Genomic DNA, 22,847 nt, shown 5'->3' on the forward strand with positions numbered 1-22,847 from the left:
AATAAATACCATGGACCTTGATTGGCTTTGTGCCTTTCAAGGTTTCTTTTTTCGAGGGGTGAGTGACGAATGAACCCATTATTACAACCAATAACACATATAATTCATGTAAATAACTATATAAAGATTCATCCATTTCATTTGGAGAACACAAATAATAAAGGGAGGGAGGTGTACTGGCATGAATCTGGAACAATTTAGTTACATCTGGACAACTAATAGAAACGAATATGCTCTTGTCAAAATGAAAGATGGCGATTTCTCAATATTTAACAAGATGGATAAGTCGGCATTGATTATTGAGGATAATGACATCTATGAATCAGTAATCAAAGAAATGCTAAAGAATAAATGTGAAATAGTGCATAGCATTTAGTTTTTACAATCGTGAAATAGTAAAATAATCTTGAGCGGCCAACTTGCCTATCAAGGTCTTTTCTTTGTTCGTACAAACCTATTTTGTGGCCCGGCTAATGCCCAAAGAGTATATGAATACGATGTTGATGGTAAGAAAAGATACATCATTGAGCATCGGAATGATCCATTTGGTAGAGGGCCGCATTTTCATGGTGCAAAACAGAAATATCTCGGCCAAGATTTATTTAAGCCAGATGAGAGATATAGACGGATACCAGGAACACAAGGTCATTATCCAGAAGATTTTGGAGGATTCAGAGGAAATGGAAGATAGGAAAGAAAAACGAGAAAGGCTTATGTCCCCGAACAAAATGAAACAGTCTAGAGAAACGGTAGTTCATAAATTTATTGAGAAAACAGGCATAGCCTTATCCGATGCTCAATTTCTGAACCATGATGACACAGCAATTCTCAGAGCAATGGCGTACAAAATAGTTAGTAATGGCAAACCAAAGCAGCTAAATAACCTTAATGAAGTAATTGACGAATTAAAGAAAATCCTTGAATTAACTTGGCATCTAAAAGAAGAAAAGGTAATACTATTACATTATCGAGATGCCGAGTCGGGGGCAATTATTATCACTTATGAAGAGTTTTCAAAGCTGTTCCTGGAAATTATTTACTTCCTTGAAGGACAAGACATAATTATTATTCAAAATGAAGGTAAATTCGGTATTTGTTTTGAAGCAGAAGAGCATAATTACCTAAAAACAATTTGGGGAATTTAATGCGTATCGCCTTGGAGGGCTTAATGCCATTCAAGGCTTCTTTTTTGAGAGCTCTGTCCCGTGCTACCTCCTATCTCTATGATGGCACAGAAGGCGCGCGGGTTTCTATGATCCGACGATACCCTCGCCTGCACGTATGATAAGAACGGAAGTCACCAGCAATGTGCATGGCCTTCTATATTAAAATATATCAACTAAAAGGAGATTTTTATGGAGGATAAAGTACACAAAATAAACTCTTTATTTAAATATTTAACTCATAGTAGTGAAGGTTCTCCAGAATTTGAAACATTTATGGCCTTCTTACGCGGCTTGAAGGATTATTCAACCTTATTAGATTTTTATGATGTTGAATTTACCAGTCACCTCTTAGAAGAAGTGTTGCCGAAAATAAATGAAAAGTATAATAAGGCGTTAGTGATTGAGACCATTGTGGAAGCGACTTACGGTAATGCTGAGAAGAGCATGATAGAAAAGCTTTTTAGTGAGTACATTCCTCTATTGGCACAGTATGCTACTACGCTGGAAAATGCGGCCAGATGTTTGAGAGGGTTTATTGAATCGGGGATCAGCAGTAATGAAATATTCGTCAGGATCGCTATGTTTAAAGACAAACAACAAGCTATTTCATTGTTGACATATATAAACATTCATTCATTGGGAGATTTGCCCCCTGAATCATCCACGCTTCAAGCCGAAGTGAAGGATGCGCAAAAGGTCAGGGAGCGTACTTATATTTTTGCGCAATTTTTGGTTATTTTGCATCCTCACGTAAGTAAATACCAAAGGGTGAGCTCCATTGATTTTGTGTTTGATTATGAAGGAGCGCATGTCGATTGGCCGTTTAGTCGAGAGGGCAGTTCTCTAAGGCTGGTTAAACAAAATATCATCGATGAGAGAGAAGGAGCTATATTTGAAGAACTGGGTAAGCTCATCCATGATGAAGCCATAGATCTGCAATCATCAAGAGTCCTAAACCTGTATCAAACACTTTTTAGCGGGAGAGATCCGCTGGATGTTATTTTTACACTGCCTGATGGGCGATAGGAAAGTAGATATTATTTTATGCAGGGATGATGCATTTGTCGATTAGTAAGGACGTAGGCGAGAAGTATATTGAATTTGAATTAATTAACCAATACTCAAAACTAATGGAAGCGCAATTGGAGAGGGATATGTTTGTTGTCCTAATTGTAACAAAGATTTTTGGAAAGAGGAAAAGGTTTGACAGTAGTAACAAAACCAGATGGTGAATGGGTTACACTACTTGAACAAGGTAAGGCGATGGATTTGAATATAATGTTTATTCCATAAAAATGGAGGTCTAGGAGATGTTGAAGGAGATTAAAGAACTCATAAGTAATAATATAGATGAGATTCATTTACCTGGTGTTGTACACATAGAGGAAAATGGAATTGCTGAATTCATTTCTAATACAAATTTTTTATATTTGGAGTTTGGTGGTCAATTCATCCAGTTTGAGACAATAGACGGTTACGGGAAGCTCCGTATTACAATTCTGGATTCTCTTAGATATGAGAATGATATTGAAGATGTGATTCCTTGCAGAGCTAAGATTGGTGAATTTATTTTTACCAATCCTTTAGCAGAAAATCGCGTGGACAGTATAGTTTTTTTTAACTTAGAGGATTTGGAAAATGCGCTGATATGTGATGTTTTACATATCAAATTAATAAACGGGCAGGATTTATTTATAGATCCCCAATTTACGGGAATTAATATAGGTGGTTTAGAACAAAAACAATTTTGGGAAGAGAACTTTGTGGAAAGGGTGTTACCAAGGATCGGGAAGTATCCAGTAGAAACTCAAATTAAAAATATTTGCAGTAAATAGGAACTACATTCTTCTTTACGATCGTGAGGTAGTAAGAAAAACCGTCAAGGAAATTTGCCCTGACGGTCCTTTTAAGTTTGAGGAACACCAGTTATCTTGTACCTGAGGTCTTTTTTTTACCCCTCACTAGTGCCGAATGAATCGGGTGGAACGCCCTGAAAGAACTTAACCCTCATCCGCCCCATTTATTATTTTCCTGATAAGACGGTACATACAAGTGAGATTGTCAATTATCCCCTATGTAATGCAATTCCGTTTCGTGTAACAGATCACTTATAGGTTTCTTTTTTTGGAGGGCGAGAAATAGTAAAATGGTGGGATTAGAACTGCTTTCCTATATAGTAGCGCCCCCGTCAGGTGTAGGAAAATAATTTAAGAAGGAGAAATAAAAAATGGGATATATATCTCCTAAGTATGTTACTAAAAGTGCTATTGAAGGTCTTGTAAAGAAAATCAATCTACCTGCGCCCGATGAATTTTCACAAGATTGGGAGTACGAAGTTTCAGATTCCTCGAGAGTAGCTGAATTCTTATTGGCTTATGAAAAAGTTGAATTAGATGTAGACGAAAAGTTTACTTTAATGGTTATTATTATTTCATCATATAATGATGCTATAACAGTAAGAAAGGATGAGGAGAGTTGGGCTAGTTCCATCAGGTATCATATCCTTCAAGATATTAGTATTCATAAAAATACTGTTTTTTATTGGGCTTTGTTGGATGAGGATGATTTGGAAAATTGTCATGCTGTAACACCTTTCATAAGAGAGATCCTTAACATCGCCAAGCTAGATGATCAAGATAAAAATTAGCTGTACTTCAAACAGCGTGCCTGTACCAATTAATAAAAATGTATTGCTGATTTATCATACGCATCCGGCAGGAACCCCTTTCTCGAGTCGTGCAGATCGTAGAGTTCTAGAACTTCTAGAACTTTAAGAACTATCGGGGTTCACCCCCCCGGATTCCATTAGTTTATACGATCGCGAAATAATAAAATAACCTTGATCGGCCAACTTGCCGATCAAGGTCTTTTCTTTGTTCGTACAAACCTATTTTGTGTCGTGAACCACGATATAGTGACGAGATCAATCAGCGCGGCGCAGACGCTGAATCGTTATGCATACCCTCTATTGTATCAATTTGAGCTGGCTGGTAATAACCCCGAGGTGAATGGCTTCATGCATCAGAGCGAAGTTGAATAATTCGCCGGCGGTAATGAATTGGAATGGGCCCATTTCAAAGGGGGATTGCAATTTCTGGTCCAGCAATTCGGGCTTCAGCTCGGAGAGACGGGAAAGTTGTGCCGCTAACAATTGTGTCAGCTCTTCTTTCGACGGAGGGGCTGCCGTCCAATTCGAAGGTTTCGTCCCGGAGCCAAACAGTGTTTCATACTGTGACGGAATCGCGGACGGACATCCAAAGGCCAGCGTGGAATATTTATCCATCCAATAAACCATGTGACCGACATTCCAGCGAATTGTATTATTGAAGCCTTCTGGTTGAATGTCGAATTGAGCCTCCGAAACGCCTTGAAGCTGTCCGATAACGATCTGACGCAGAACTTTTCCCGTATTAATGATCGATTGTGCCATTTGAAACGCCTCCCGATAAATTGTTGTGTGTGTTTTGCTTTCACATCTAAAGTGTAGTCTTTCTATCCCGAAGCAACAATCACGAGATTCCGATGCAATTGATCGGTTTTAGTAATGATCGGATAGAAAATATTGGGATATATCGGATTGTCAGCTATAATAGTACGAGGGAGATCGCTATAGAAAGGGGTTCTGGGGAATGGAACTAAGACAGCTTGAATATTTTGCAGCCGTATGTAAGGAAATGCATTTCTCAAGGGCGGCCGAAAACCTCTGCACCACACAATCGAATCTGAGTCAGCAGATTAAGTTTCTGGAGAACGAGCTCGGGCTTCCTCTATTCGATCGCATGGGCAAACGGATCGCTCTAACGGATGCGGGGAAGATTTTATTGGAGCAATGTCATATCATCTTCGGACGCATCGACTACATAAAAGGGGCGATAACGGATCTTAAGCGAATGGAAAGCGGCAGGCTGGATATTGGGATTCTGCCAGGCGATGGGGACTTGCTTTTTGATGCACTGTTGATCGATTTCCACCTTGCATATCCCAAGCTCTCCATAAGTGTTACGGAGACTGTTGATGTGTATGAACAGATTGTCGACGGTACAAGAGATCTTGGAGTTACCACAGCGCCTCCGAATCCGGATGATCGGATTTCTATCATCCCTTTGTTCCACGAGGAGTTTGCTTTAGCCATCCAATCGGATCACCCCGTTGCGAAGTCAAAGTCGATTCCCTTTGAGCAGTTGCAGCAGCTTAAGATGGTGATGTTCGGTCCTGAGCACCAGATTACGAGGGTCATCCATTCTTGCTGCCAAGAAAAAGGGATTTCAATAGAAAATCCGATTGTAACCTCTACGTTATCGACGCTTCTGTCCTTAGTCGAACAAGGGATAGGAGCCTCCATTCTTCCACGAATGCTGCTTGATTATCTGAACCGCGATAACATCGCAGTGGTAACATTGCTCAATCCTACACCAAGCCAGGATATCTGCATCATACATCGGAAGGACAAGTTTATGGGGCAGGCAGCAAAGTTATTCATAGGCAAATTGCAGTCTTTCATTCAAAACGTAACGGAGCATTCCAATAGGTCGTTGGGATAACCGCTCACTAAAATTTGATGTGCTTCGGGTGCACAACACAACACAACACAACACAGCACATCACAGCCACCCAACGAACGGCTCCGCCGCCTTCGGCAAATAGTCGCCTGAGCGGCAGGTCCGCGTGCTTCCGGCAGCTTAAGCGGCGGCCTTTTATCCGGTTCGCTCGGAAGGATCGGGATCGCCGCCGTCGCGCATCTGCATCTGCTTCTGCTGCTCCCGGTAACGGTTGCTGTGCTCGATCCAGCGGCGCATCACCTTTTGCGCCTCTTTCCTTTGCAGCAAATTTTCCGCCAGTTGGAATCCTTCCTCATAGCTTCCTACTTTATCAAACCACATCAGCCGCAAGCCGGCGTTAAAAATCGTATGGTCCCGCTCCCGCTTCAGCTCCGGCGCATCGTCGCCGGCAATGATGCGCTGCACCAGCGACATCTGCTCCTCTTTTCCGATCGGAACGAGCGGGTCACTGTGGAAACCGAACTTCTGCGGCTCCACCAGGCGGGATTCGTCGCCCCACGGAGTCACGATGCGGATCGTGCTCTTTTGATAAATCGGCAAATCCTCCGAGCCTTCTATCCCTTGAATGATGTATACGTTTTGAAATCCCGAACGAATCGAGATCGGAATTAAGGGTTCCATGGCGGCGCCCGGCTGAACGCCAATCACCATATTGGCCGCGCGCATCGGATTCATAACTTTCTCCACCGTGTTCAAAATCGTCCGCAGCCCCAACTGTTCGCGTACAGGCTTCAGCCTGCCGATAGGAGGGCAGAGCCGATCAGTCCACATAAATCCCATATGCAGCCGAAAAAAAATCGTCTCCCACGCCTCAATCGGAAGCTCAAGCGCAACGCCAAAGTCTTCCAGCATTTCTTTCAGCGAAGTCCCCTGCTTGGGAGGAAGCGCATCGCCGCCTTGCAGCACCTGGGGAAAACCGACCGAGGCAAGCAGCAGGCTGACGGGTAATGTGACTGGAAATAACTGTCTGCCTTCGGAAGGCCCCGCACAAATGAGCGAGTCGGCGAACGTATGATGGGCCAGCGAATAGCTGCGAAATACATCGATAAAAGCGGTCAGTTCATCGCTGGCTTCGCCCTTCATGCGGAGCGCCATCAGGAAAGCGGCACATTGCGCATCGGTGGAATCTCCTCTGGCCATCTGATGCGCAGCCTGCACCGCTTCGTCGTAGGTAAGATCGCGCACATCCGTTCGTCCCCCGCCGATCGCTTGTATCCATTCCTTCAACCAAAACCCTCCTCCTCCCCTGCTTCCTTACTACGATTTATGAACAAAAATAATGTCAATTATTTTTACATAAAAATAACAGATTTAATAAAATGTTATTATGTTTCAATTGTTATGTCAAGTTTAGTTACATATATTTATCATTTTTAAACAAAAAAACACTCACCCTCGAAAGAGTGAGCATCCTATGTTATTCTTTCTCCACAAATTCAAATTCAAAATCCCCGATTCGGATCGTCTGACCGTCTACCGCTCCGCGGCTGCGCAGTTCCTTATCGATCCCCATATTGCGCAAAATCCGGGCAAACCGCATGACACCGTCATGCGTGCTGAAGTTCGTTCGCTTGATCAAGCGCTCGATCGACGGGCTTTCCACCACGAACACGTCGTTGTCCCGGCGAATCGTAAAATCCTGCTCGTCCCGTTTCTCGAAGCGGTACACCTTGCGCTCCTCGACCTCGGCGATTTCTTCCACTTCCGGCACGTCCGGAATGCTCTCCAGGACGTCGGCGATTTTGTACAGCAACTCCTGCACGCCGCCGCGCGCTATCGCCGAGATCTGATAAATCTCCGCTTCCCGGCCGTCTTCGGCAAGCTGCTCCTTGAACAACACAAGATTGTCCTCCGCCTCCGGCATGTCCATCTTGTTGGCCACGACGATTTGCGGGCGGTGCTCCAGCTTCGCATTGTACAGCTTGATTTCCTCATTGATTTTGAGGAAATCTTCATAAGGATCCCGGCCGTCGCTCGCCGCCATGTCGACGACGTGCACGATCACCCGCGTCCGCTCTACGTGACGCAGGAACTCGTGACCGAGCCCCACGCCCTCGTGGGCTCCTTCGATCAACCCCGGCAGGTCCGCCATCACGAAGCTGCGGCCATCGCCCACATCCACGACCCCGAGGTTCGGGGTGAGGGTCGTAAAATGATAGGCCGCGATCTTCGGCTTCGCGGCCGATACGACCGAGAGCAGCGTGGATTTGCCCACGCTGGGAAAGCCTACGAGGCCTACGTCGGCCATCACCTTCAGCTCCAGCACAACCCAGCGCTCGACGCCATCCTCGCCGTTCTCGGCGATCTCGGGCGCCGTGTTGTGCGCCGTCGCGAAGCGCATGTTGCCCCGGCCCCCCCGGCCTCCGCGCGCTACAACCACTTCCTGCCCGTGACGGGTCAGGTCGGCAATGATCTCCTGCGTATCGTCGTCAACGACGACCGTGCCGGGCGGGACGCGCACAATCATGTCGTCGGCGTTCGCGCCATGCTGCGCTTTGTTGCGTCCCTTCTCTCCGCGGGCCGCCTTAAAATGCTTCTGATAGCGGAAATCCATCAGCGTGCGAAGCCCCTCGTCGACGCGAAAAATAACGTCGCCGCCATTGCCCCCGTCGCCGCCGGCCGGCCCGCCTTCCGGCACATATTTTTCACGCCTGAACGCGACGAGACCGTCGCCGCCGTCGCCACCTTTTACGAATACTTTTGCCTTATCAACAAACATCGCTACACCTCATTTACGAAACGGCAGCCGCAAAGCGATGACCGCTTCTTCCTCTTGCAATTCCTGCTGCACGATTGAATATTCGGCCGACGTGCGCTGCAGCTGCGCATCGATAGCCTGCTTCAACCCTTCAGCGTCGTACGGCCCTTGATACACGAAATCAAGCAGTAAATGATCTTCCTGAACGTCAAATTCCAAACTGATGACGCCGGTCTCGTCCGTACCTGTGGCAGCGTATTGCCGGAACAGCTCCACCGCTCTCGGGACCAATTCCTCGATCAGACTGCCGCGAAGGGGAAGCTGCTGCAAATTTACTTCCTGATCGAGACCGACTTCAAGCTGCAGCGATTTGGACTGAACGCGAAACATCATTAAATATGTAATAAGAGCGGGTATGCCCAGCTTCGACAAATTGCTTTCCTGCTGCATGCTCGTCTTTATTTTTTCCATGTACGGCCCTAAATTATCAAATTTCTTCAATTGAATGTAGCCGAACAATATTTGAATGTCATTCATCCAATCATGCCGCAGCCGGTTGACGATTTGCAGCACGTTGGCTTGATACTGCCGTTCCTGAGCCAACTGCTCGCCGAACGCTCTTTCCTGCAATCTGCTGGATTCCAGCCTGAAGGCCGCGTACCCGCAAATAACCGTTATCAACAATAGGGCTCCCCGGATTATCCATGGCTCCAGCAGCAATAAACCCGTTAATCCGATGAACGTTAGTGCCATCAAGTAGATCTGCGCGCTGCTTGCTCGATTCATGCCGCTTCGCTCCGTTCTCAACCGCTTTGTAACCGTTCCTCCAGTATATCATGCCAGCTGGAAAAGTTCACCATTCCCGTCCTGCCGTTCTTCATGCAAATAAAAATCCCCAGCGAACTTATCGCTCGCCGGGGATCGTTATTACACTTCTACAGCAGCAGCTACAGGAGCCGCATCAACCGGGTATACGCTCACTTTTTTGCGATCGCGCCCCCAGCGCTCGAACTTCACAACGCCTTGCACTAAAGCAAACAGCGTATCGTCCGAACCGATTCCCACGTTGTTGCCCGGGTGAATTTTCGTTCCGCGTTGACGAACAAGAATGCTGCCCGCAGTTACCGTCTGGCCGTCCGCACGCTTCACGCCAAGGCGTTTTGCGATGCTGTCGCGACCGTTCTTGGTCGAGCCCACTCCCTTTTTGGAAGCGAAAAACTGAAGATTTAATTGCAACATGGTGTCATCCTCCTTTGCGATAGGTTGTTTCAATCGTTATATAGTCACCGTAATTTTGCTCAATCGTTCTTAACATGACGACCATCGATTCCAAGATCAGCTGAATCTGATCCCGCTTCGCCAGATCGGATTCGGGAATGTCCGGAATGGTTACATCCAGCAGCCCGTGCTCCATCTCGTGAATCGGAATAACTCCGGTCAGCGCTTCTATGGAATTGTAAGTACCGAACGTTACCGCCGATACTGCGGCACAGACCAGGTCTTTGCCGGGCACGTCATACTCAGCATGGCCTTCCACCACGAAAGATGCGATCTGAGGGGAAGCTTGCGATGTCCGTTCTATGGTCACATAGATCATAGGACAGCCTCTTAAGCTTGAATTTTCTCAACAACCACTTTCGTGTACGGTTGACGATGGCCTTGTTTTTTATGGTAGTTCTTTTTCGGTTTGTATTTATACACGATGATTTTTGCGCCTTTGCCGTGTTTTTCCACTTTCGCGGATACTGCAGCTCCGGAAACCAATGGTGCACCTACAACCAGACCGTCTTCTTTGGATACCGCAAGGACACGGTCAAAAGAAACCACTTCACCTTCAGCCGCGTTCAATTTCTCGATGTAAAGTACATCGCCTTCTTGAACTTTGTACTGTTTGCCGCCTGTTTCAATAATTGCGTACATTTCACTTTACCTCCTCATGTCTCAGACTCGCCTTGTCCAGGTGACGGAAAAGCAGCTGCCTTTCATCGTGCTTCGACCCGACTCGAGCGGTTACAGCATGCCCTAAAACAACACACTTTGAACATTATAGCACATGTGCAGCTCATCGTGCAACGAATTATTTGCGCTTTCGGGTCATTTCCAGCAAACCCAGCTTCGTCCATCCGACGAGGACGGTTTTGGAACGGTCCTTGCGCACTTCCTGCGTCATAATGTCCATCACCGCCATGCGGTTGACTTCCGAATTCATATCGATAAAATCTACGATAATAATGCCGCGAATGTTGCGCAGCCGGAGCAATCGGGGAATTTCGCTCGCAGCTTCCCGGTTAATATCGAATACCGTCTGCTCCAAATTGACCGATCCGGTGTAGCGTCCCGTGTTGACGTCGACGACCGTCAAAGCCTCCGTCTGATCGATGACGAGGTATCCGCCGCTCGGCAGCCAGATTTTGCGCCGGAACCCGCGGTTCAGCTCCTCGGTCACGCCAAACTGGTCGAACAAGGGGACCTTTCTGTCATAAAAGGCTACGCGCCCCCGCCATGCGGAATTTTGCCTGCGAAGCAGCTGCTTCATTTCTTCATACGTTTTGTGCTCGTTAATCCACACTTCTTTGACATCGTCACCAATCACGTCCCGGGCAAGCCGAGGCAGCAGGTCCAGATCCTGGTAAAGCTGCGCGGGAGCGTGAACCTCTCCGGCCTTGGCGGAGACGGCGTTCCACAGATCCCGGAGATTTTGCAGATCGCCGCGGATGTCCTCTTCGCTTTGGCCGACGGCTCCGGTGCGGACTATGACGCCCTCGCCGGGGATCAGCATCCCTTCGGCAAGCTGTTTCAGGCGCTGGCGTTCCGCGTCCGTGTCGATTTTGCGGGAAATGGCAATATAATCGGCACCCGGCATATACACGATCCATCGTCCCGGAATCGAGATATGGGTCGTCACTCTGGCCCCTTTGGTCCCCTGCGGGTCTTTCGTCACTTGCACCATGAAGGTTTGTCCGGCGGTTGCGAGTTCGGTAATGGAAGGCTTCGTTTTGGGCTGTTTGTCCAAGTGGACGGGGAGCAGATCATCTATATACAAGAACGCGTTCTTCGACAGACCGATATCTACAAATGCAGCCTGCATGCCTGGAAGCACATTGACGATGCGGCCCATATAAATGCTGCCCGCCCTTTGGGAGTCAAGCGGATACTGCGTGTCGTACTCTGCCAGACGGCCTTCTTCCAGCAATGCCGCTTGGGTGAGTTCGGGTGCGCAATGGATAATGAGCTGCTTCATGCTTTCACCTCAACAGTTATTTTACATGAAAAGCTCGGAAACTGCACTCCCCGGTTTTTTGCCGTCCAAATAACTGTTCACAAGCTGCTGTTCAGGCAGCACCGCCTGGATGCGCCCTTTTTCATTGATGACATAGATCAAATGGTATTTTTCCCGCATAAACAATTTCAGCGTATCCGCCATCGTTCTTTGCCGCGTCACGACGATCGGCTGTGCCAGCGTCCCCTTGTTCAGCAGCAACCCGATGCGGCTGCCCCGCCCCACCAGAAACCGGATAAAATGGTACGGAAGCCGGCGGTACGACATCCAGTTCGAGACCAGCAAAAAAATGCCGATGACGAGCAAATTCAGATGCAATTGCCCGTGTACAAGCTGAGCCGCGGATACGCCGATAATCCCCAGGCTGAGCACGATGCTGATCCATGTGGAATAAAGGATCGTATTGTGGTAGGACATGACGTAACCGAGCATGCACTGCATCACCTTCCCGCCGTCCAGGGGCAGCACAGGCAGCAGATTAAACAAGCCGATCATCAGATTCGCCTCTATAAAATAATTCCACCAGACGGCGGAACCGATTCCGAAACTTTTGAACAGCAGCGCCAGCAAAATCATCCACACATGCTGCAAGGGGCCTGCCAATGCGACAATAAGTTCCTCTCGGGCAGGAGGCGTGCCGAGCTCATCCACGATAACCACTCCGCCAAAGGGCAGCAGCTGCACCTCCTTAACGCGCCAGCCAAAGCCGCTCGCAGCCGCCAAATGACCGAGTTCGTGGATCAGAACGATGCCGAACAAAGTAAGGGCCTCCAGCAAAAATCCGGTAACTGCCGAGGAGAGCAATACGAGCGTAAACAACGGATGAAAGCGGTATGTGATACCGGCAAATTTAATCAAACGAAATCACATCCGCCGGATTGACAGGATGCCCGTCTTTCGTAAGGGCAAAATATAACGTTCCCTTGGACGGATCCGCCTTCGATGTTTTGCCAACCGCCTCACCGCCCTTGACCCAGTCATTGACCTCGACGTGAGCCTCGCCGATGGAGCCGTAGAGCGATTGCAGCCCCCCGGGATGGCGGATGATGATCGTGAGGCCCGTATCTTCTTTGACCCCAGCAAATATGATTTGTCCGGTGTCGAGCGCATATACGGGAGCGGCATCCTGCGTACGGAGCGTTACCCCCAGACGGGTAGTGCCGTCGTACGGAGTAACTATGCTTCCGCGGGTCGGCGCAAACAGCGTCCGCTTCGACGCGTTGACTTTGACCGCCTCTTCCTGGGCGCTGCCGCGGAAGCTTGGAATGAACGAAGGATAGCCGCCCAAACGCTCTTCATACCAGGCCGACAGCGCGGCAAAATCATACGACTCCGTCAGCGATGCAGTGACGAACTGCCTCCCTTGCGCCGCCCATGGCTGCTGCAGTTGAAACATGCCCCATATCGCGGCAAAAATGATCCCGCTTACGATCAGCTTCACCGCAATGGAGCGGCTGGAAGGCGGAGCAAACAGGCCGCTGTCTTCCTCTGCGTAATCCCTGCCGCTCAAGGCGGGGTCCATTTTGAATTTGTGCCTCCATGCGTACTCCGGATCCTCCATCCGCCGCTTCCATTCCGGGTCCGGATAAGGCGGAGGCTCCGGGTTAGGGCGCTGCGGCCCGCCGGTGCGCGATGGCTGCATCCTGTGTTCCCGGCCGTAGTTCGCCTCCGTCGTTTCCTGCAAGCTGCGAAGCCGCTGCTGGCGGCGCTGCTTCACTTTATTTTTGACTTCCATGGAAGTACCCCTTTCCTATTCGAAAGCTTGCCATAGGAGTCTGGCGGGCGGAGCTGCTTTTGTGCATACCCGCTACGGAATTGTCCCGTCAGACTCCTTAGTACAACCTATGAACAGAGGAACGGGATTATGAGGCCGCGCAAAAGAAAAAGCCCTTCAGTTCCCTAGTAGGGGAGCGTTCAGGCTTTATCGAGGGCTTTATGTTAAAACAATTCCGGTTCCCGGTCCTGATGCAGCTTGACGCTCATCACCATGCCGAGTGAAAGCATGTTGATCACCAGCGATGTCCCGCCATAGCTTATAAAAGGAAGCGTGATACCGGTTAACGGCATGATGCCAATCATCATCCCGACATTTTCGAATATTTGGAAAACGAACATGGATACTACGCCGACAACGATGTAGGCTCCGCTCCGGTTCGTGCTTTGAATGGAAATGAGAATCATCCGGTAAATCAGCAAAAAGTACAGCAGCAGCAGCATGGCCGCGCCCCGGAAGCCGAACTCCTCGCCGACGACAACAAAGATCGAATCCGAATAGGCGAAAGGAATAAAGTTGCTGTGCACCGAGCTTCCCAGCATATAGCCCTCCCCCGTCATGCCGCCGGAACCGATCGCTCTGATCGCATTGCGCACCTGGTAGCTGTTGTCTTGGGTTACTTCGGTCGGATACAAGTACGTGTCGATCCGGTTCATCCAGTGGCTGAAATGAAATTGTTCCAAGAGCGTGTAAAGCTTATCGTGATAATGGGTGTACAAAGTAAACAGCAGAAATCCCATGCCAACGATAATGGCGAGACCGATCAGCACATGCGTATATTTAATATTACCGATCCACAGCATGCCGGTCAAAATAATGACGAAAATAATTGCATTCCCCAGATCGGGTTGAATCAAAACGAGGACGAAAGGCAAAAAAACGAGAAATCCGACCGGGATCACATCTCTTTTTATTTCAAGAGCGTCCCCCCCGCGTCTGGCTAACAGCGCAGTAACGGCAATAATCAGAATCAGCTTGACGAGCTCGGCAGGCTGAAAAGTCATATTGCCCGGCAGCTTGAACCAGCCCTTGGCGCCATTGATTTCGATGCCGAAAAAGTATACGAGAATGAGCGAAAACACACCGGTGCCGTACAAATACGGCGCTATTCTAACGAGCACGCGGTAATCGAACAGGCTGATGGCCAAAAACGAAAGCAAGCCTACGGCATACAAGCCAAGAATTTTGGGAATGCCGATTGAAATTTTATCGTTCGAGGCGCTGTATATTAACATCGTGCTCATAACCATGAAAACGAGCAATATTAAAACAATCCAAATATCAAATTTTTTCAGTTTGGCAAGCAAGGAGGATCATCCTATCCCGATAAACTTTTTCATTCGCTTCAGGAACCCTGTCTTGTCGTCAAGCGGCATCAGCGGAACGGTATCTCCCAGAATGCGTCTGGCAATATTGCGGTAAGCGATCGCTGCGCGCGATGTCGGATTCATGACAGTAGGTTCACCGGAGTTGGCGGCTTTGATCACATGCTCGTCGTCGGGCACGATGCCGAGCAGATCGATCGCCAGCACCGAGCATATTTCGTCGATATCCAGCATTTCGCCTTTTTTCACCATGTTCGGGCGGATGCGGTTAATGACCAGCTTGGGCGACGAAATCTTTTCGTTCTCCAGCAGCCCGATAATGCGGTCTGCGTCACGGACGGCGGCATTTTCAGGCGTCGTTACGACGATAGCTTTATCCGCTCCGGCTACCGCGTTTTTGAAGCCTTGCTCAATGCCTGCGGGACAATCGATAATGACAAAATCGAAATCTTTCTTCAGGTCCAGAACGATGGCCTTGACGTCCTCCGGCGATACGGCATGCTTGTCTTTGGTCTGAGCGGCGGGCAGCAAATACAGCTCATCGAACCGCTTGTCCTTGATCAGCGCCTGCGGCAGCCGGCATCGGCCTTCCACAACGTCGACCAGATCGTAAATAATCCGGTTCTCCAGCCCCATCACTACGTCCAGATTGCGAAGCCCGATATCGGTGTCGACCATGCAAACTTTTTTGCCTTGAAGCGCCAGCGCCGTGCCCAAATTAGCCGAAGTCGTCGTTTTGCCGACGCCGCCTTTCCCCGAAGTGACTACGATTGCCTCTCCCATATATTCTCACTCCCACAATCAATTTTCCGCGTAAAAGTTGTTACCCTGAAATCAGATCCGGCCATACCCGATGAATTTGGTGCAGCTTATCGATTTCCATCTTGCCGTCCTTGATGTAGGCAAATTCCATAAAAGCTTCCTCGATTCCCCATTCGTCGGGCGGACGGCTAATAATGCCGGCGATTCTGAGCTGTGTCGGGCGCATGTGGGAAGCGGCGATGATCGCTTTTTCGTTTCCATCCACGCCGGCATGCGCCATTCCGCGGAGGGAACCCATAATGTAAATATTTCCTGTGCACACAATCGTTCCGCCAGGATTGACATCCCCGAGAAAGAGCAAATTGCCGTCGTGCTCGAGGATTTGACCGGAACGGACCATGCCGTTTAACATTTTGATCGAAGCTGCCGGCGGTTCCGTTTCCTGCTGGATCGGCAGATCGCTATCTATCGATTGGATAAGCAAATTTCCTTTTTGCCGGATAATCGAACGAATTTCATCTTTTTGTTCTTCCGTCGTTTCGCGATTTCCCAATTTGACATGTACGTGAATGATCGGACCCGTCAATATTTGCTGGTGAGTCTTTTCCAGCTTGTGCTGGAGCTCCTTGAGCAGGACCTCCCATTCGCAAGCATCGCTTAGCAGAAAAACAAGGCCGTCTTTGACCCCTTTTATCGTCACATGATGTTTGATTGCAGTCATAAGCGCGTTCCGACCCCCCAACCTATACATTTCGGTTCGCGTTCTGGAATTTCCTGCCTCACCGTGACATTATTAATCATCTGTCCCGCTCGGCGGAGCGATCATGGATTCCAGCAGCTTGCGCATGGGGACATAGAAAATCAGGGCTAACAGCAAATTAAACAGGACGCTGGGGAGCATATAGTGGGTAAGGGCGAACTCGAAATCGATGTCGGCCAATTTGAACAACCGGTTGATTCCGTAGTTGATCAATTCGAAGAGAAGCAGACCTACTCCCGTAATAAGCAAATTGTAAAAAATCAGATTGGGCTGCCTTCTCTGGACGAGACCTACCAGGTAAGCGGTCAGGCCCATGCCGAAGGAATAAATGCCCAGCATCGAAACGTAATAATTGAAGTCCTGCAAAAGACCGAACACTAATCCGTAAACCAGCGCGGAGTGGCGATGATGAAAAAGTCCGATAAACATAACGAACACTAGAGTAAGATGAGGCGCCACAAATACTTGTCCCTGCCACGATGAAGGGATCAGCAGCGGTACGATGGAGCCCTGCAGAATGAACAAGCCGAATAGTACAATCCAAAGCAAGTGCCGCGTAAACATGCTGCCGCCCCCTTACTTCACTTCGGGAACTTCGACGACAAACACTTCGCGGATATGGCTGAATGAAGCTTTCGGCTTCACCATAACTTTCTGTGTAATCCCGAATTCCCCGGGCCCGATAGAAGCGATCGTACCTACTTCAATCCCTTTGGGAAATACTTGCCCGAGCCCTGAAGTCATGACCGTATCGCCGACTTTGATCTGATCGCCCTGATCGACCTTGTTCATAACCAGTTCGTCCGTTTTGTTGTCGTAAGACTCGATCATGCCGAAAACTTCATCGTTACCCTTAATCGTAACGGCGATCGCCTTGGAGTTATTGTCCGTATCGCTAATCTCTTTCAATAGCTGCACATTGGAATGAAAGCCGAACACTTTGCTGACTCTGCCGACGAGACCGTCTACCGTCATAACGGCCATATTCTCCTTGATGCCGTCCGAATCTCCCAGATTAATCGTAGTCGCGCTGTTGTAGGGATCCGTAGAGGCCGTGACGACCTCGGCAATGCGGTAAGTGTAATTGTTGGATTGGCGCTGGCGCTCCGTAAAGCCGAGAGCTTCCATCAGCTCCTTATTTTTCGTTTCCAACTCGTTAAGACGCTGCGTATCCCGCGCATATTGGGTCAACGTCAGCTTGAGCGTCTTGTTTTCCTCGTAAATGATTCGCAGCTGGCGAATGTCCTCAAAGAAACCCGCTATAGCGGCAGCGGGCTTGTAGAAGAGACCTTGCGTCCATGAAACCGAATCTTTGACGAACTTTTCCGGCCACGTCATGGGCGCCCGGTTGCCGAGCGTAAGTCCCATCAAAATAAAAAAGCAGATCAGGCCGAACATCAGGAAGATCAGCCTCTTGTTCCCCATAAATTTAAACAATTCGAACACCTTCTAGGCTTTTTAACGGATGCTTTCCGCTCGTTTTATTTTCTGTACTTGGAGGTTGGCCCTGACCTTGTTTTAAACAAATGAATATTTTCGAGTGCCCGGCCTGTACCGATAGCTACGCAATCAAGCGGATTTTCCGCGACGAGCACCGGCATGCCTGTCTCTCTGGCGAGCAGACGGTCAAGATTGCGCAGCAAGCCGCCGCCGCCCGTGAGCACAATGCCGCGGTCCATAATATCGGCCGACAGCTCCGGCGGGCATTTTTCAAGCGTTACCTTGACGGCGTCGACGATCGCCCCCACCGTGTCCTGAAGCGCATCCGTAATCTCGTCGGAGGAAACGCTGAGCGTCTTCGGCAGTCCCGATACAAGATCGCGGCCGCGGATTTCAATCGATTCCGGCTGTTCCATCTGCAGCGCCGAGCCGATTTCCATCTTCAGCAGCTCCGACGTGCGCTCCCCGATCATCAAATTATAAGTCCGCTTAATATATTGGATGATGGCATCGTCCATTTCATCGCCGGCAATGCGGATCGAACGGCTCGTCACGATGCCGCCGAGCGAGATTACCGCCACCTCCGTCGTTCCTCCGCCGATGTCGACAACCATGCTGCCCGTCGGTTCCCATACCGGCAGGTCCGCCCCGATCGCCGCAGCGAAAGGCTCCTCGATCGTGTAAGCGTCCCGCGCCCCGGCCTGCTTGGTCGCATCTTCTACGGCCCGCTTCTCAACGGCCGTAATGCCCGAAGGCACGCACACCATCACGTTCGGATGGCGCTGGAAAAGCCAGCGCTGCTTCTGCGCCTGCCTCAGAAAGTAGCGGATCATCGTCGAAGTCGTATCGAAATCGGCGATGACGCCGTCTTTCATCGGACGGATCGCACGGATGTTCCCCGGCGTGCGGCCGATCATTTTTTTCGCTGCGTCTCCGACAGCTTCTATCGTTTTTGTATCCGTACGCAAGGCCACCACGGAAGGCTCCCTCACGATAATTCCTCTGCCTTTTACATAAACCAAAGTATTCGCCGTGCCTAAATCAATCCCCAAATCTTTTGTAAAACCACCGAACATGGTTGTTACTCCTTTCCTGTTGTGTCTGACAATGAGCATAATTATTATTATATTACATATAGCCTTCTTCCTTCAAACTTACGAATCTTTGGTCTCCGATAATGATATGATCGAGCACCTCGATGCCGATAATCGAGCCGGCCTCCATAAGCCGCTGCGTAATCCCGATATCTTCCGGGCTCGGCGTCGGATCACCGCTCGGATGGTTATGTACGCAAACAATCGATGCGCAGCCGCGCTTGATCGCGGCGCGAAACACTTCGCGCGGATGCACGATGGAAGCGTTGAGGCTGCCCATAGACAACGTCTCCTGGGCGATCACATGGTTCTTCGTGTTGAGAAACAAGCAAACAAAATGCTCTTTTTGCAAGTAGCGCAGCTCTTCGCTGAGCAAATCGGCGACATCCTTCGGCGAGCGGATCGTCACGGTATCGGACAGCCTGCTTCGGGCCAGCCTGCGGCCAAGCTCAATGCCTGCCTGAATTTGCAGCGCCTTCGCGTCGCCGATTCCTTTGATCTGCGTCAGCTGCTCCCTGCTCATATCCACCAGGCTGCGCAGCCCGCCGCACTCGCTCAAAATCCGCTGCGCGAGCCCGACGGCCGACTCCGAGTATGTGCCCGTTCTCAGCAAAATCGCCAGCAGCTCCGCATTGCTGAGCGCCTCCGCCCCATGCTGCAGCATTCGCTCTCTGGGCCTTTCCCCCAGCGGCACTTCCCGCAAAGTCAAGTTGATTGCTCCCATGAATTCCCCTCTTCCATCTTCTAGATTATGTCACTGCGCTGCATCCCATTCATTATACCACCCTCTCAACCGCTCGACACCTTTTGATGCCAGCATAGACTTATTCGACATGTAAAGGGAATAAAAGGGCGTACGCAAAAAATAAAACCCCCGGATTGTAATAATCCGAGGGCTTCTAGGATAATTGTTGCGATTGATTCGGTTTTGAGCAATCAAATTCGTGCAAACGTTCGAGCATGCTGCCGATCGTGTGTTTTTCGAAACAAGCTTCCATCTGCTTCTCCGCATCCGCAAACACATATCCCATCAGCTTATCCATCTTGGAGGAAATCATGCAGGACTTACTCTCATCCCCCGAGCACCAGCTCGGCTTGAGCGAACCGTGGCTCGTCAGCCGGTAAATCTCACCCAGCGTGACTTCGTTCGGGTCGCGTTTCAAAATAAACCCGCCGCCGATCCCTTCCTTCGTCCCGACATATCCCGCTTTGCGGAGGCAGCCCATTACTTTGCGAATTCGAGCGGAGTGCGTGGAAACATTCGCTGCAATCTCTTCGCTGGTTGCCATACGGTCAGGCAAATGAGCCAGCAAAACGAGGCTGTGCACGGCTATCGTAAATTCGCTGTTCATGACAGCTTCCCTCCCGATACAAAATGAAGTGATGTCGTATACTGTCATTGTAACCGTTACAGATTATCCAGTCAATCCGAGATGCATCACAGCACCCGAATGTCAAAATGAGCGAGCAGATCGCTGAGCAGCGATAGCGGCAATCCGACAACGTTAAAATAGTCCCCGTCAATCGAATCGACAATCGTCGCTCCCAAGCCTTGGATCCCGTAAGAACCCGCTTTGTCTTTCGGCTCGCCTGTCGCGATGTATCTCCGGATTTGCTCGTCCGTGAGCGGCTTCATCCGCACATGCGTAACCCGATGGGCCACGGCGTGCTCGCCCGACTGCGCGTCCAGACAGGCCACTCCGCTGTACACTTCGTGAGTCGCGCCTTGCAAAGCTTTGAGCATGCGAAACGCGTCCTGCTCGTCAACAGGCTTGCCCAGAACCTCGCCCCCGAACGCCACAACCGTATCCGAACCAACGATTACGCCTTGCCGCTCCTCCGCTTGCAGCATTTCCCGCACAGTCGACGCCTTGCGCAAAGAGAGTACTTCCACCATCTTCGCGGGCGTTGTTCCGGGGTCTACGGACTCATCCGCATCGCTGACCCGAATAATATAAGGGAGTCCGAGCGTTTGGATCAGCTCCTGCCTGCGCGGCGAAGAAGACGCAAGAATGAGAGTGGGATGACTCGTTGCTTTCAAAATAAACCATCTCCTATCACAATGTATTCAGTAAAATGGCCCTGGAGTCCGGAGAGCGGAGCTGCTTTTGTGCTTGCCCGGTAAATGAATGACTGCGCATATATACCGCTCACGCCGCATGAAATTCGTCGTTTCGCATCTACATGAGTTCATCGGACAGACTCCATGCTCTTGCTACAGTTTGCGGAACAGGTAAAACCCGCCCGCCAACCCGAGTATGCTGCATAAATTTAGTTTCACCAGAAGGTGCAGCTCATATTTCACAACTTGCAAATCGGCTTTAGGCTCCCAGCTGATTGGCACCGTATTGGTCAGGAACGACAACGCCGATACCGGCGTGAGCAGTTGGCCGACAATAACTCCAGTGACCAGTCCGATGATTAAAAATATGATGAGCGTCAAGATGTTTTTTTTCATCGCCAGCATCCTCTCCGGTATGTACATGCCTATTATACTTGCAAGTTCTTCAAATGATCAACGAAAACGATGAACCCGGTGCCGTATCTTACCTTTTTACACAGAGAGCTGATCCTAGTAAGATAAGGAGTGGAGGGACTGCCGCACAATGAATTTACGTAAAAAACTCCTGGTCTTGTCTGGCTTATTATCGATTTCGTTTCCTTATCAAGCCTTCGCTTACAAAGTTGTCGTCGATCCCGGACACGGCGGATACGATTCCGGAGCCACCGGCAATGGGCTGCAGGAAAAAGCCGTGACTCTGGATATCGCCCTGAGGCTGCGGGATGAACTGCTGCGCAGCGGGTATGAAGTGGCCATGACCCGCACGGACAACCGGTACTTGTCGCTGGCCGAAAGAGTAGAGTTTACAGGCAAGCAACAAGCGGACTTGTTCGTCTCGGTTCATGCCAACTCGACCAACAGTTCGAAAGTAAACGGGTCCATGGTGCTTTACTATGACAAAGATTTCCCGCAAGATGACTATCCGGCCAGCGAGAGCATGACAGCTCTGACGCCCTACAGCAAGGATCTGGCGCAGCATGTGCTCGATTCCCTGGTGAACGCGGCGGGCACCGCCAATCTCGGTCTCGTTCCGAGCGCGGTGTACGTGACTCGCATGGGGGCGATTCCCAGCATTTTGGTAGAGACCGCTTTTTTGAGCAACGCCTCTGACGCAGCGCTGTTGTCCACCGATTCCGTGCGCACTGCAATGGCCAAAGGAATCGAAAAAGGCATTGAAGCGTATGCGCCGCCTTTATTTACCGACACGCTGAACCATTGGGCAAGAGAAGCGATTTTGCGAATGAAAAATAAAGGGCTGATCGAGGGCATCGGCAACCGCTTCGAACCGCAGCGCGCGTTGACGAGAGCGGAATTTTTGACCGTGATGGACCGGGCGTTCAATTTCGGCGGCATGCAGACGGCTTGCGCCGGAAGCAGTACCGTTACAAGCGCCGTATACGGCTGCAAGCCGGCTTCCGGCGGTGCCGGTAGTGGTGGCGGGATAAGCAGCGCCGTTTATAAAGATCTGCCTGCCAAACATTGGGCTAGCCCCGTGTTTGCAAAAGCGCAAAATCTGAACCTGCTGCAAGGCTATGCGGACGGTACGATCCGGCCGGACAAGCCCATTACGCGGGGAGAAGTCGCCGTCCTTTTCCAAAGGCTGCTTCAAGCCGGTAAACCCGCAGCAGGCGGCAAAGCGGACGCAAGAGTTTCCGCCTTCGCCGATGTTCCCGCTGATCTATGGAGCGCCGGTGCGATCTACTCGTTGAAAAAGCAAGGTATTATCGACGGCGTAACCGATACGGAATTCAGACCCGACCAGTCCATTTCCCGGGCCGAAATGGCCGTGATGATGGACCGTTACGTCAGCAACAAAGCAGCCAAATGAGATAAACCTCTATCGAGGTCTTTCGAAGAAGAGCACCTGCGCGCAGCGCCCTGCGCGCGGTGTTGCGCTGCATGACGGCGGTCGGTCGACCAACGCGCT

General features: G+C 49.9%; 28 protein-coding genes and 1 other annotated feature. Of the genes, 8 read left to right on the plus strand and 20 right to left on the minus strand.

What is annotated here, in order from left to right:
- The first annotated feature begins 181 nt into the window (after positions 1–181).
- The 6 genes from AC3G2T_RS03900 (at position 182) to AC3G2T_RS03925 (ending at position 3,813) form a co-directional block, all read left to right on the plus strand.
- The gene (locus tag AC3G2T_RS03900) at positions 182–376 is read left to right on the plus strand and encodes a hypothetical protein (RefSeq protein ID WP_488434586.1); all 195 of its coding nucleotides are present in this window, start codon (positions 182–184) and stop codon (positions 374–376) included.
- 30 nt (positions 377–406) lie between these two features.
- Positions 407–691: an HNH/endonuclease VII fold putative polymorphic toxin gene (locus AC3G2T_RS03905; protein ID WP_488434587.1), complete on the plus strand. Its 285-nt coding sequence runs from the start codon at positions 407–409 to the stop codon at positions 689–691.
- A 37-nt stretch (positions 692–728) separates the two neighbouring features.
- Positions 729–1,145, plus strand: coding sequence for a YxiF family protein (locus AC3G2T_RS03910; RefSeq protein ID WP_488434733.1), 417 nt, complete (start codon positions 729–731; stop codon positions 1,143–1,145).
- Between the two features lie 210 nt (positions 1,146–1,355).
- On the plus strand, positions 1,356–2,192 hold the full coding sequence (locus tag AC3G2T_RS03915) for a hypothetical protein (RefSeq protein WP_488434588.1): 837 nt from the start codon (positions 1,356–1,358) through the stop codon (positions 2,190–2,192).
- A gap of 284 nt (positions 2,193–2,476) precedes the next feature.
- Positions 2,477–3,001 (plus strand): hypothetical protein, encoded by a 525-nt coding sequence (locus AC3G2T_RS03920; protein WP_488434589.1) that lies wholly within the window; start codon positions 2,477–2,479, stop codon positions 2,999–3,001.
- A 392-nt stretch (positions 3,002–3,393) separates the two neighbouring features.
- A complete protein-coding gene (locus AC3G2T_RS03925) occupies positions 3,394–3,813 on the plus strand; it encodes a hypothetical protein (RefSeq protein ID WP_488434590.1) in 420 nt (139 codons plus the stop codon).
- Between the two features lie 318 nt (positions 3,814–4,131).
- Here the strand turns inward: AC3G2T_RS03925 and AC3G2T_RS03930 are convergent, their stop codons facing one another.
- Positions 4,132–4,596 carry a DinB family protein gene (locus tag AC3G2T_RS03930; RefSeq protein ID WP_488434591.1) on the minus strand — a complete coding sequence of 155 codons (465 nt, stop codon included), beginning with the start codon at positions 4,594–4,596 and terminating at the stop codon, positions 4,132–4,134.
- Between the two features lie 199 nt (positions 4,597–4,795).
- On the opposite strand from AC3G2T_RS03930, the gene AC3G2T_RS03935 reads away from it, so the two are divergent.
- Positions 4,796–5,707 carry a LysR family transcriptional regulator gene (locus AC3G2T_RS03935; protein ID WP_488434592.1) on the plus strand — a complete coding sequence of 304 codons (912 nt, stop codon included), beginning with the start codon at positions 4,796–4,798 and terminating at the stop codon, positions 5,705–5,707.
- 153 nt (positions 5,708–5,860) lie between these two features.
- On the opposite strand, the gene AC3G2T_RS03940 is transcribed toward AC3G2T_RS03935, so the two are convergent.
- The 19 genes from AC3G2T_RS03940 to AC3G2T_RS04030 form a co-directional block, all read right to left on the minus strand.
- Positions 5,861–6,952 carry an anthranilate phosphoribosyltransferase gene (locus AC3G2T_RS03940; RefSeq protein ID WP_488434593.1) on the minus strand — a complete coding sequence of 364 codons (1,092 nt, stop codon included), beginning with the start codon at positions 6,950–6,952 and terminating at the stop codon, positions 5,861–5,863.
- A gap of 190 nt (positions 6,953–7,142) precedes the next feature.
- Complete coding sequence (obgE, locus tag AC3G2T_RS03945) at positions 7,143–8,444, minus strand: GTPase ObgE (protein ID WP_488434594.1); 1,302 nt, start codon at positions 8,442–8,444, stop codon at positions 7,143–7,145.
- A gap of 9 nt (positions 8,445–8,453) precedes the next feature.
- Positions 8,454–9,209 carry a Spo0B domain-containing protein gene (locus tag AC3G2T_RS03950; protein WP_488434595.1) on the minus strand — a complete coding sequence of 252 codons (756 nt, stop codon included), beginning with the start codon at positions 9,207–9,209 and terminating at the stop codon, positions 8,454–8,456.
- A gap of 141 nt (positions 9,210–9,350) precedes the next feature.
- Entirely contained in the window at positions 9,351–9,662 is a 312-nt protein-coding gene (gene rpmA / locus AC3G2T_RS03955; RefSeq protein ID WP_474680421.1) for a 50S ribosomal protein L27, read from the minus strand.
- Between the two features lie 4 nt (positions 9,663–9,666).
- Complete coding sequence (locus AC3G2T_RS03960) at positions 9,667–10,020, minus strand: ribosomal-processing cysteine protease Prp (RefSeq protein WP_474680422.1); 354 nt, start codon at positions 10,018–10,020, stop codon at positions 9,667–9,669.
- 11 nt (positions 10,021–10,031) lie between these two features.
- Positions 10,032–10,343: a 50S ribosomal protein L21 gene (gene rplU, locus AC3G2T_RS03965; RefSeq protein ID WP_474680423.1), complete on the minus strand. Its 312-nt coding sequence runs from the start codon at positions 10,341–10,343 to the stop codon at positions 10,032–10,034.
- Between the two features lie 13 nt (positions 10,344–10,356).
- Positions 10,357–10,445, minus strand: a sequence feature (ribosomal protein L21 leader region).
- A gap of 55 nt (positions 10,446–10,500) precedes the next feature.
- Complete coding sequence (locus tag AC3G2T_RS03970) at positions 10,501–11,664, minus strand: Rne/Rng family ribonuclease (protein WP_488434596.1); 1,164 nt, start codon at positions 11,662–11,664, stop codon at positions 10,501–10,503.
- Between the two features lie 21 nt (positions 11,665–11,685).
- The gene (locus tag AC3G2T_RS03975; protein WP_488434597.1) at positions 11,686–12,561 is read right to left on the minus strand and encodes a M50 family metallopeptidase; all 876 of its coding nucleotides are present in this window, start codon (positions 12,559–12,561) and stop codon (positions 11,686–11,688) included.
- On the minus strand, positions 12,554–13,438 hold the full coding sequence (locus AC3G2T_RS03980) for a peptidoglycan DD-metalloendopeptidase family protein (protein ID WP_488434598.1): 885 nt from the start codon (positions 13,436–13,438) through the stop codon (positions 12,554–12,556). The genes AC3G2T_RS03975 and AC3G2T_RS03980 overlap by 8 nt, the downstream gene beginning before the upstream one ends.
- Before the next feature lie 203 nt (positions 13,439–13,641).
- Positions 13,642–14,784: an FtsW/RodA/SpoVE family cell cycle protein gene (locus AC3G2T_RS03985; protein ID WP_488434599.1), complete on the minus strand. Its 1,143-nt coding sequence runs from the start codon at positions 14,782–14,784 to the stop codon at positions 13,642–13,644.
- A 6-nt stretch (positions 14,785–14,790) separates the two neighbouring features.
- Entirely contained in the window at positions 14,791–15,585 is a 795-nt protein-coding gene (gene minD / locus AC3G2T_RS03990) for a septum site-determining protein MinD (protein ID WP_474680428.1), read from the minus strand.
- Between the two features lie 40 nt (positions 15,586–15,625).
- Positions 15,626–16,285 carry a septum site-determining protein MinC gene (gene minC, locus AC3G2T_RS03995; protein ID WP_474680429.1) on the minus strand — a complete coding sequence of 220 codons (660 nt, stop codon included), beginning with the start codon at positions 16,283–16,285 and terminating at the stop codon, positions 15,626–15,628.
- A 72-nt stretch (positions 16,286–16,357) separates the two neighbouring features.
- Positions 16,358–16,888, minus strand: coding sequence for a rod shape-determining protein MreD (gene mreD, locus AC3G2T_RS04000; protein WP_474680430.1), 531 nt, complete (start codon positions 16,886–16,888; stop codon positions 16,358–16,360).
- A gap of 12 nt (positions 16,889–16,900) precedes the next feature.
- Positions 16,901–17,770 carry a rod shape-determining protein MreC gene (gene mreC / locus AC3G2T_RS04005; protein ID WP_474680431.1) on the minus strand — a complete coding sequence of 290 codons (870 nt, stop codon included), beginning with the start codon at positions 17,768–17,770 and terminating at the stop codon, positions 16,901–16,903.
- Between the two features lie 35 nt (positions 17,771–17,805).
- The gene (locus tag AC3G2T_RS04010; RefSeq protein ID WP_474680432.1) at positions 17,806–18,840 is read right to left on the minus strand and encodes a rod shape-determining protein; all 1,035 of its coding nucleotides are present in this window, start codon (positions 18,838–18,840) and stop codon (positions 17,806–17,808) included.
- Between the two features lie 52 nt (positions 18,841–18,892).
- Positions 18,893–19,582 carry a RadC family protein gene (gene radC / locus AC3G2T_RS04015; protein ID WP_488434600.1) on the minus strand — a complete coding sequence of 230 codons (690 nt, stop codon included), beginning with the start codon at positions 19,580–19,582 and terminating at the stop codon, positions 18,893–18,895.
- Positions 19,583–19,757: 175 nt separating this feature from the next.
- Positions 19,758–20,210 carry an RrF2 family transcriptional regulator gene (locus AC3G2T_RS04020; protein ID WP_474680434.1) on the minus strand — a complete coding sequence of 151 codons (453 nt, stop codon included), beginning with the start codon at positions 20,208–20,210 and terminating at the stop codon, positions 19,758–19,760.
- A gap of 86 nt (positions 20,211–20,296) precedes the next feature.
- A complete protein-coding gene (locus tag AC3G2T_RS04025) occupies positions 20,297–20,899 on the minus strand; it encodes a Maf family protein (protein WP_474680435.1) in 603 nt (200 codons plus the stop codon).
- 174 nt (positions 20,900–21,073) lie between these two features.
- Positions 21,074–21,316, minus strand: a complete 243-nt coding sequence (locus AC3G2T_RS04030; protein WP_474680436.1) for a DUF4321 domain-containing protein — start codon at positions 21,314–21,316, stop codon at positions 21,074–21,076.
- A 148-nt stretch (positions 21,317–21,464) separates the two neighbouring features.
- Here AC3G2T_RS04030 and AC3G2T_RS04035 point away from each other — a divergent pair, with 148 nt between their 5' ends.
- Positions 21,465–22,748, plus strand: a complete 1,284-nt coding sequence (locus AC3G2T_RS04035) for an N-acetylmuramoyl-L-alanine amidase (protein ID WP_488434601.1) — start codon at positions 21,465–21,467, stop codon at positions 22,746–22,748.
- Positions 22,749–22,847 lie beyond the last annotated feature (99 nt).

Source organism: Paenibacillus sp. sgz302191 (genome assembly GCF_057749925.1).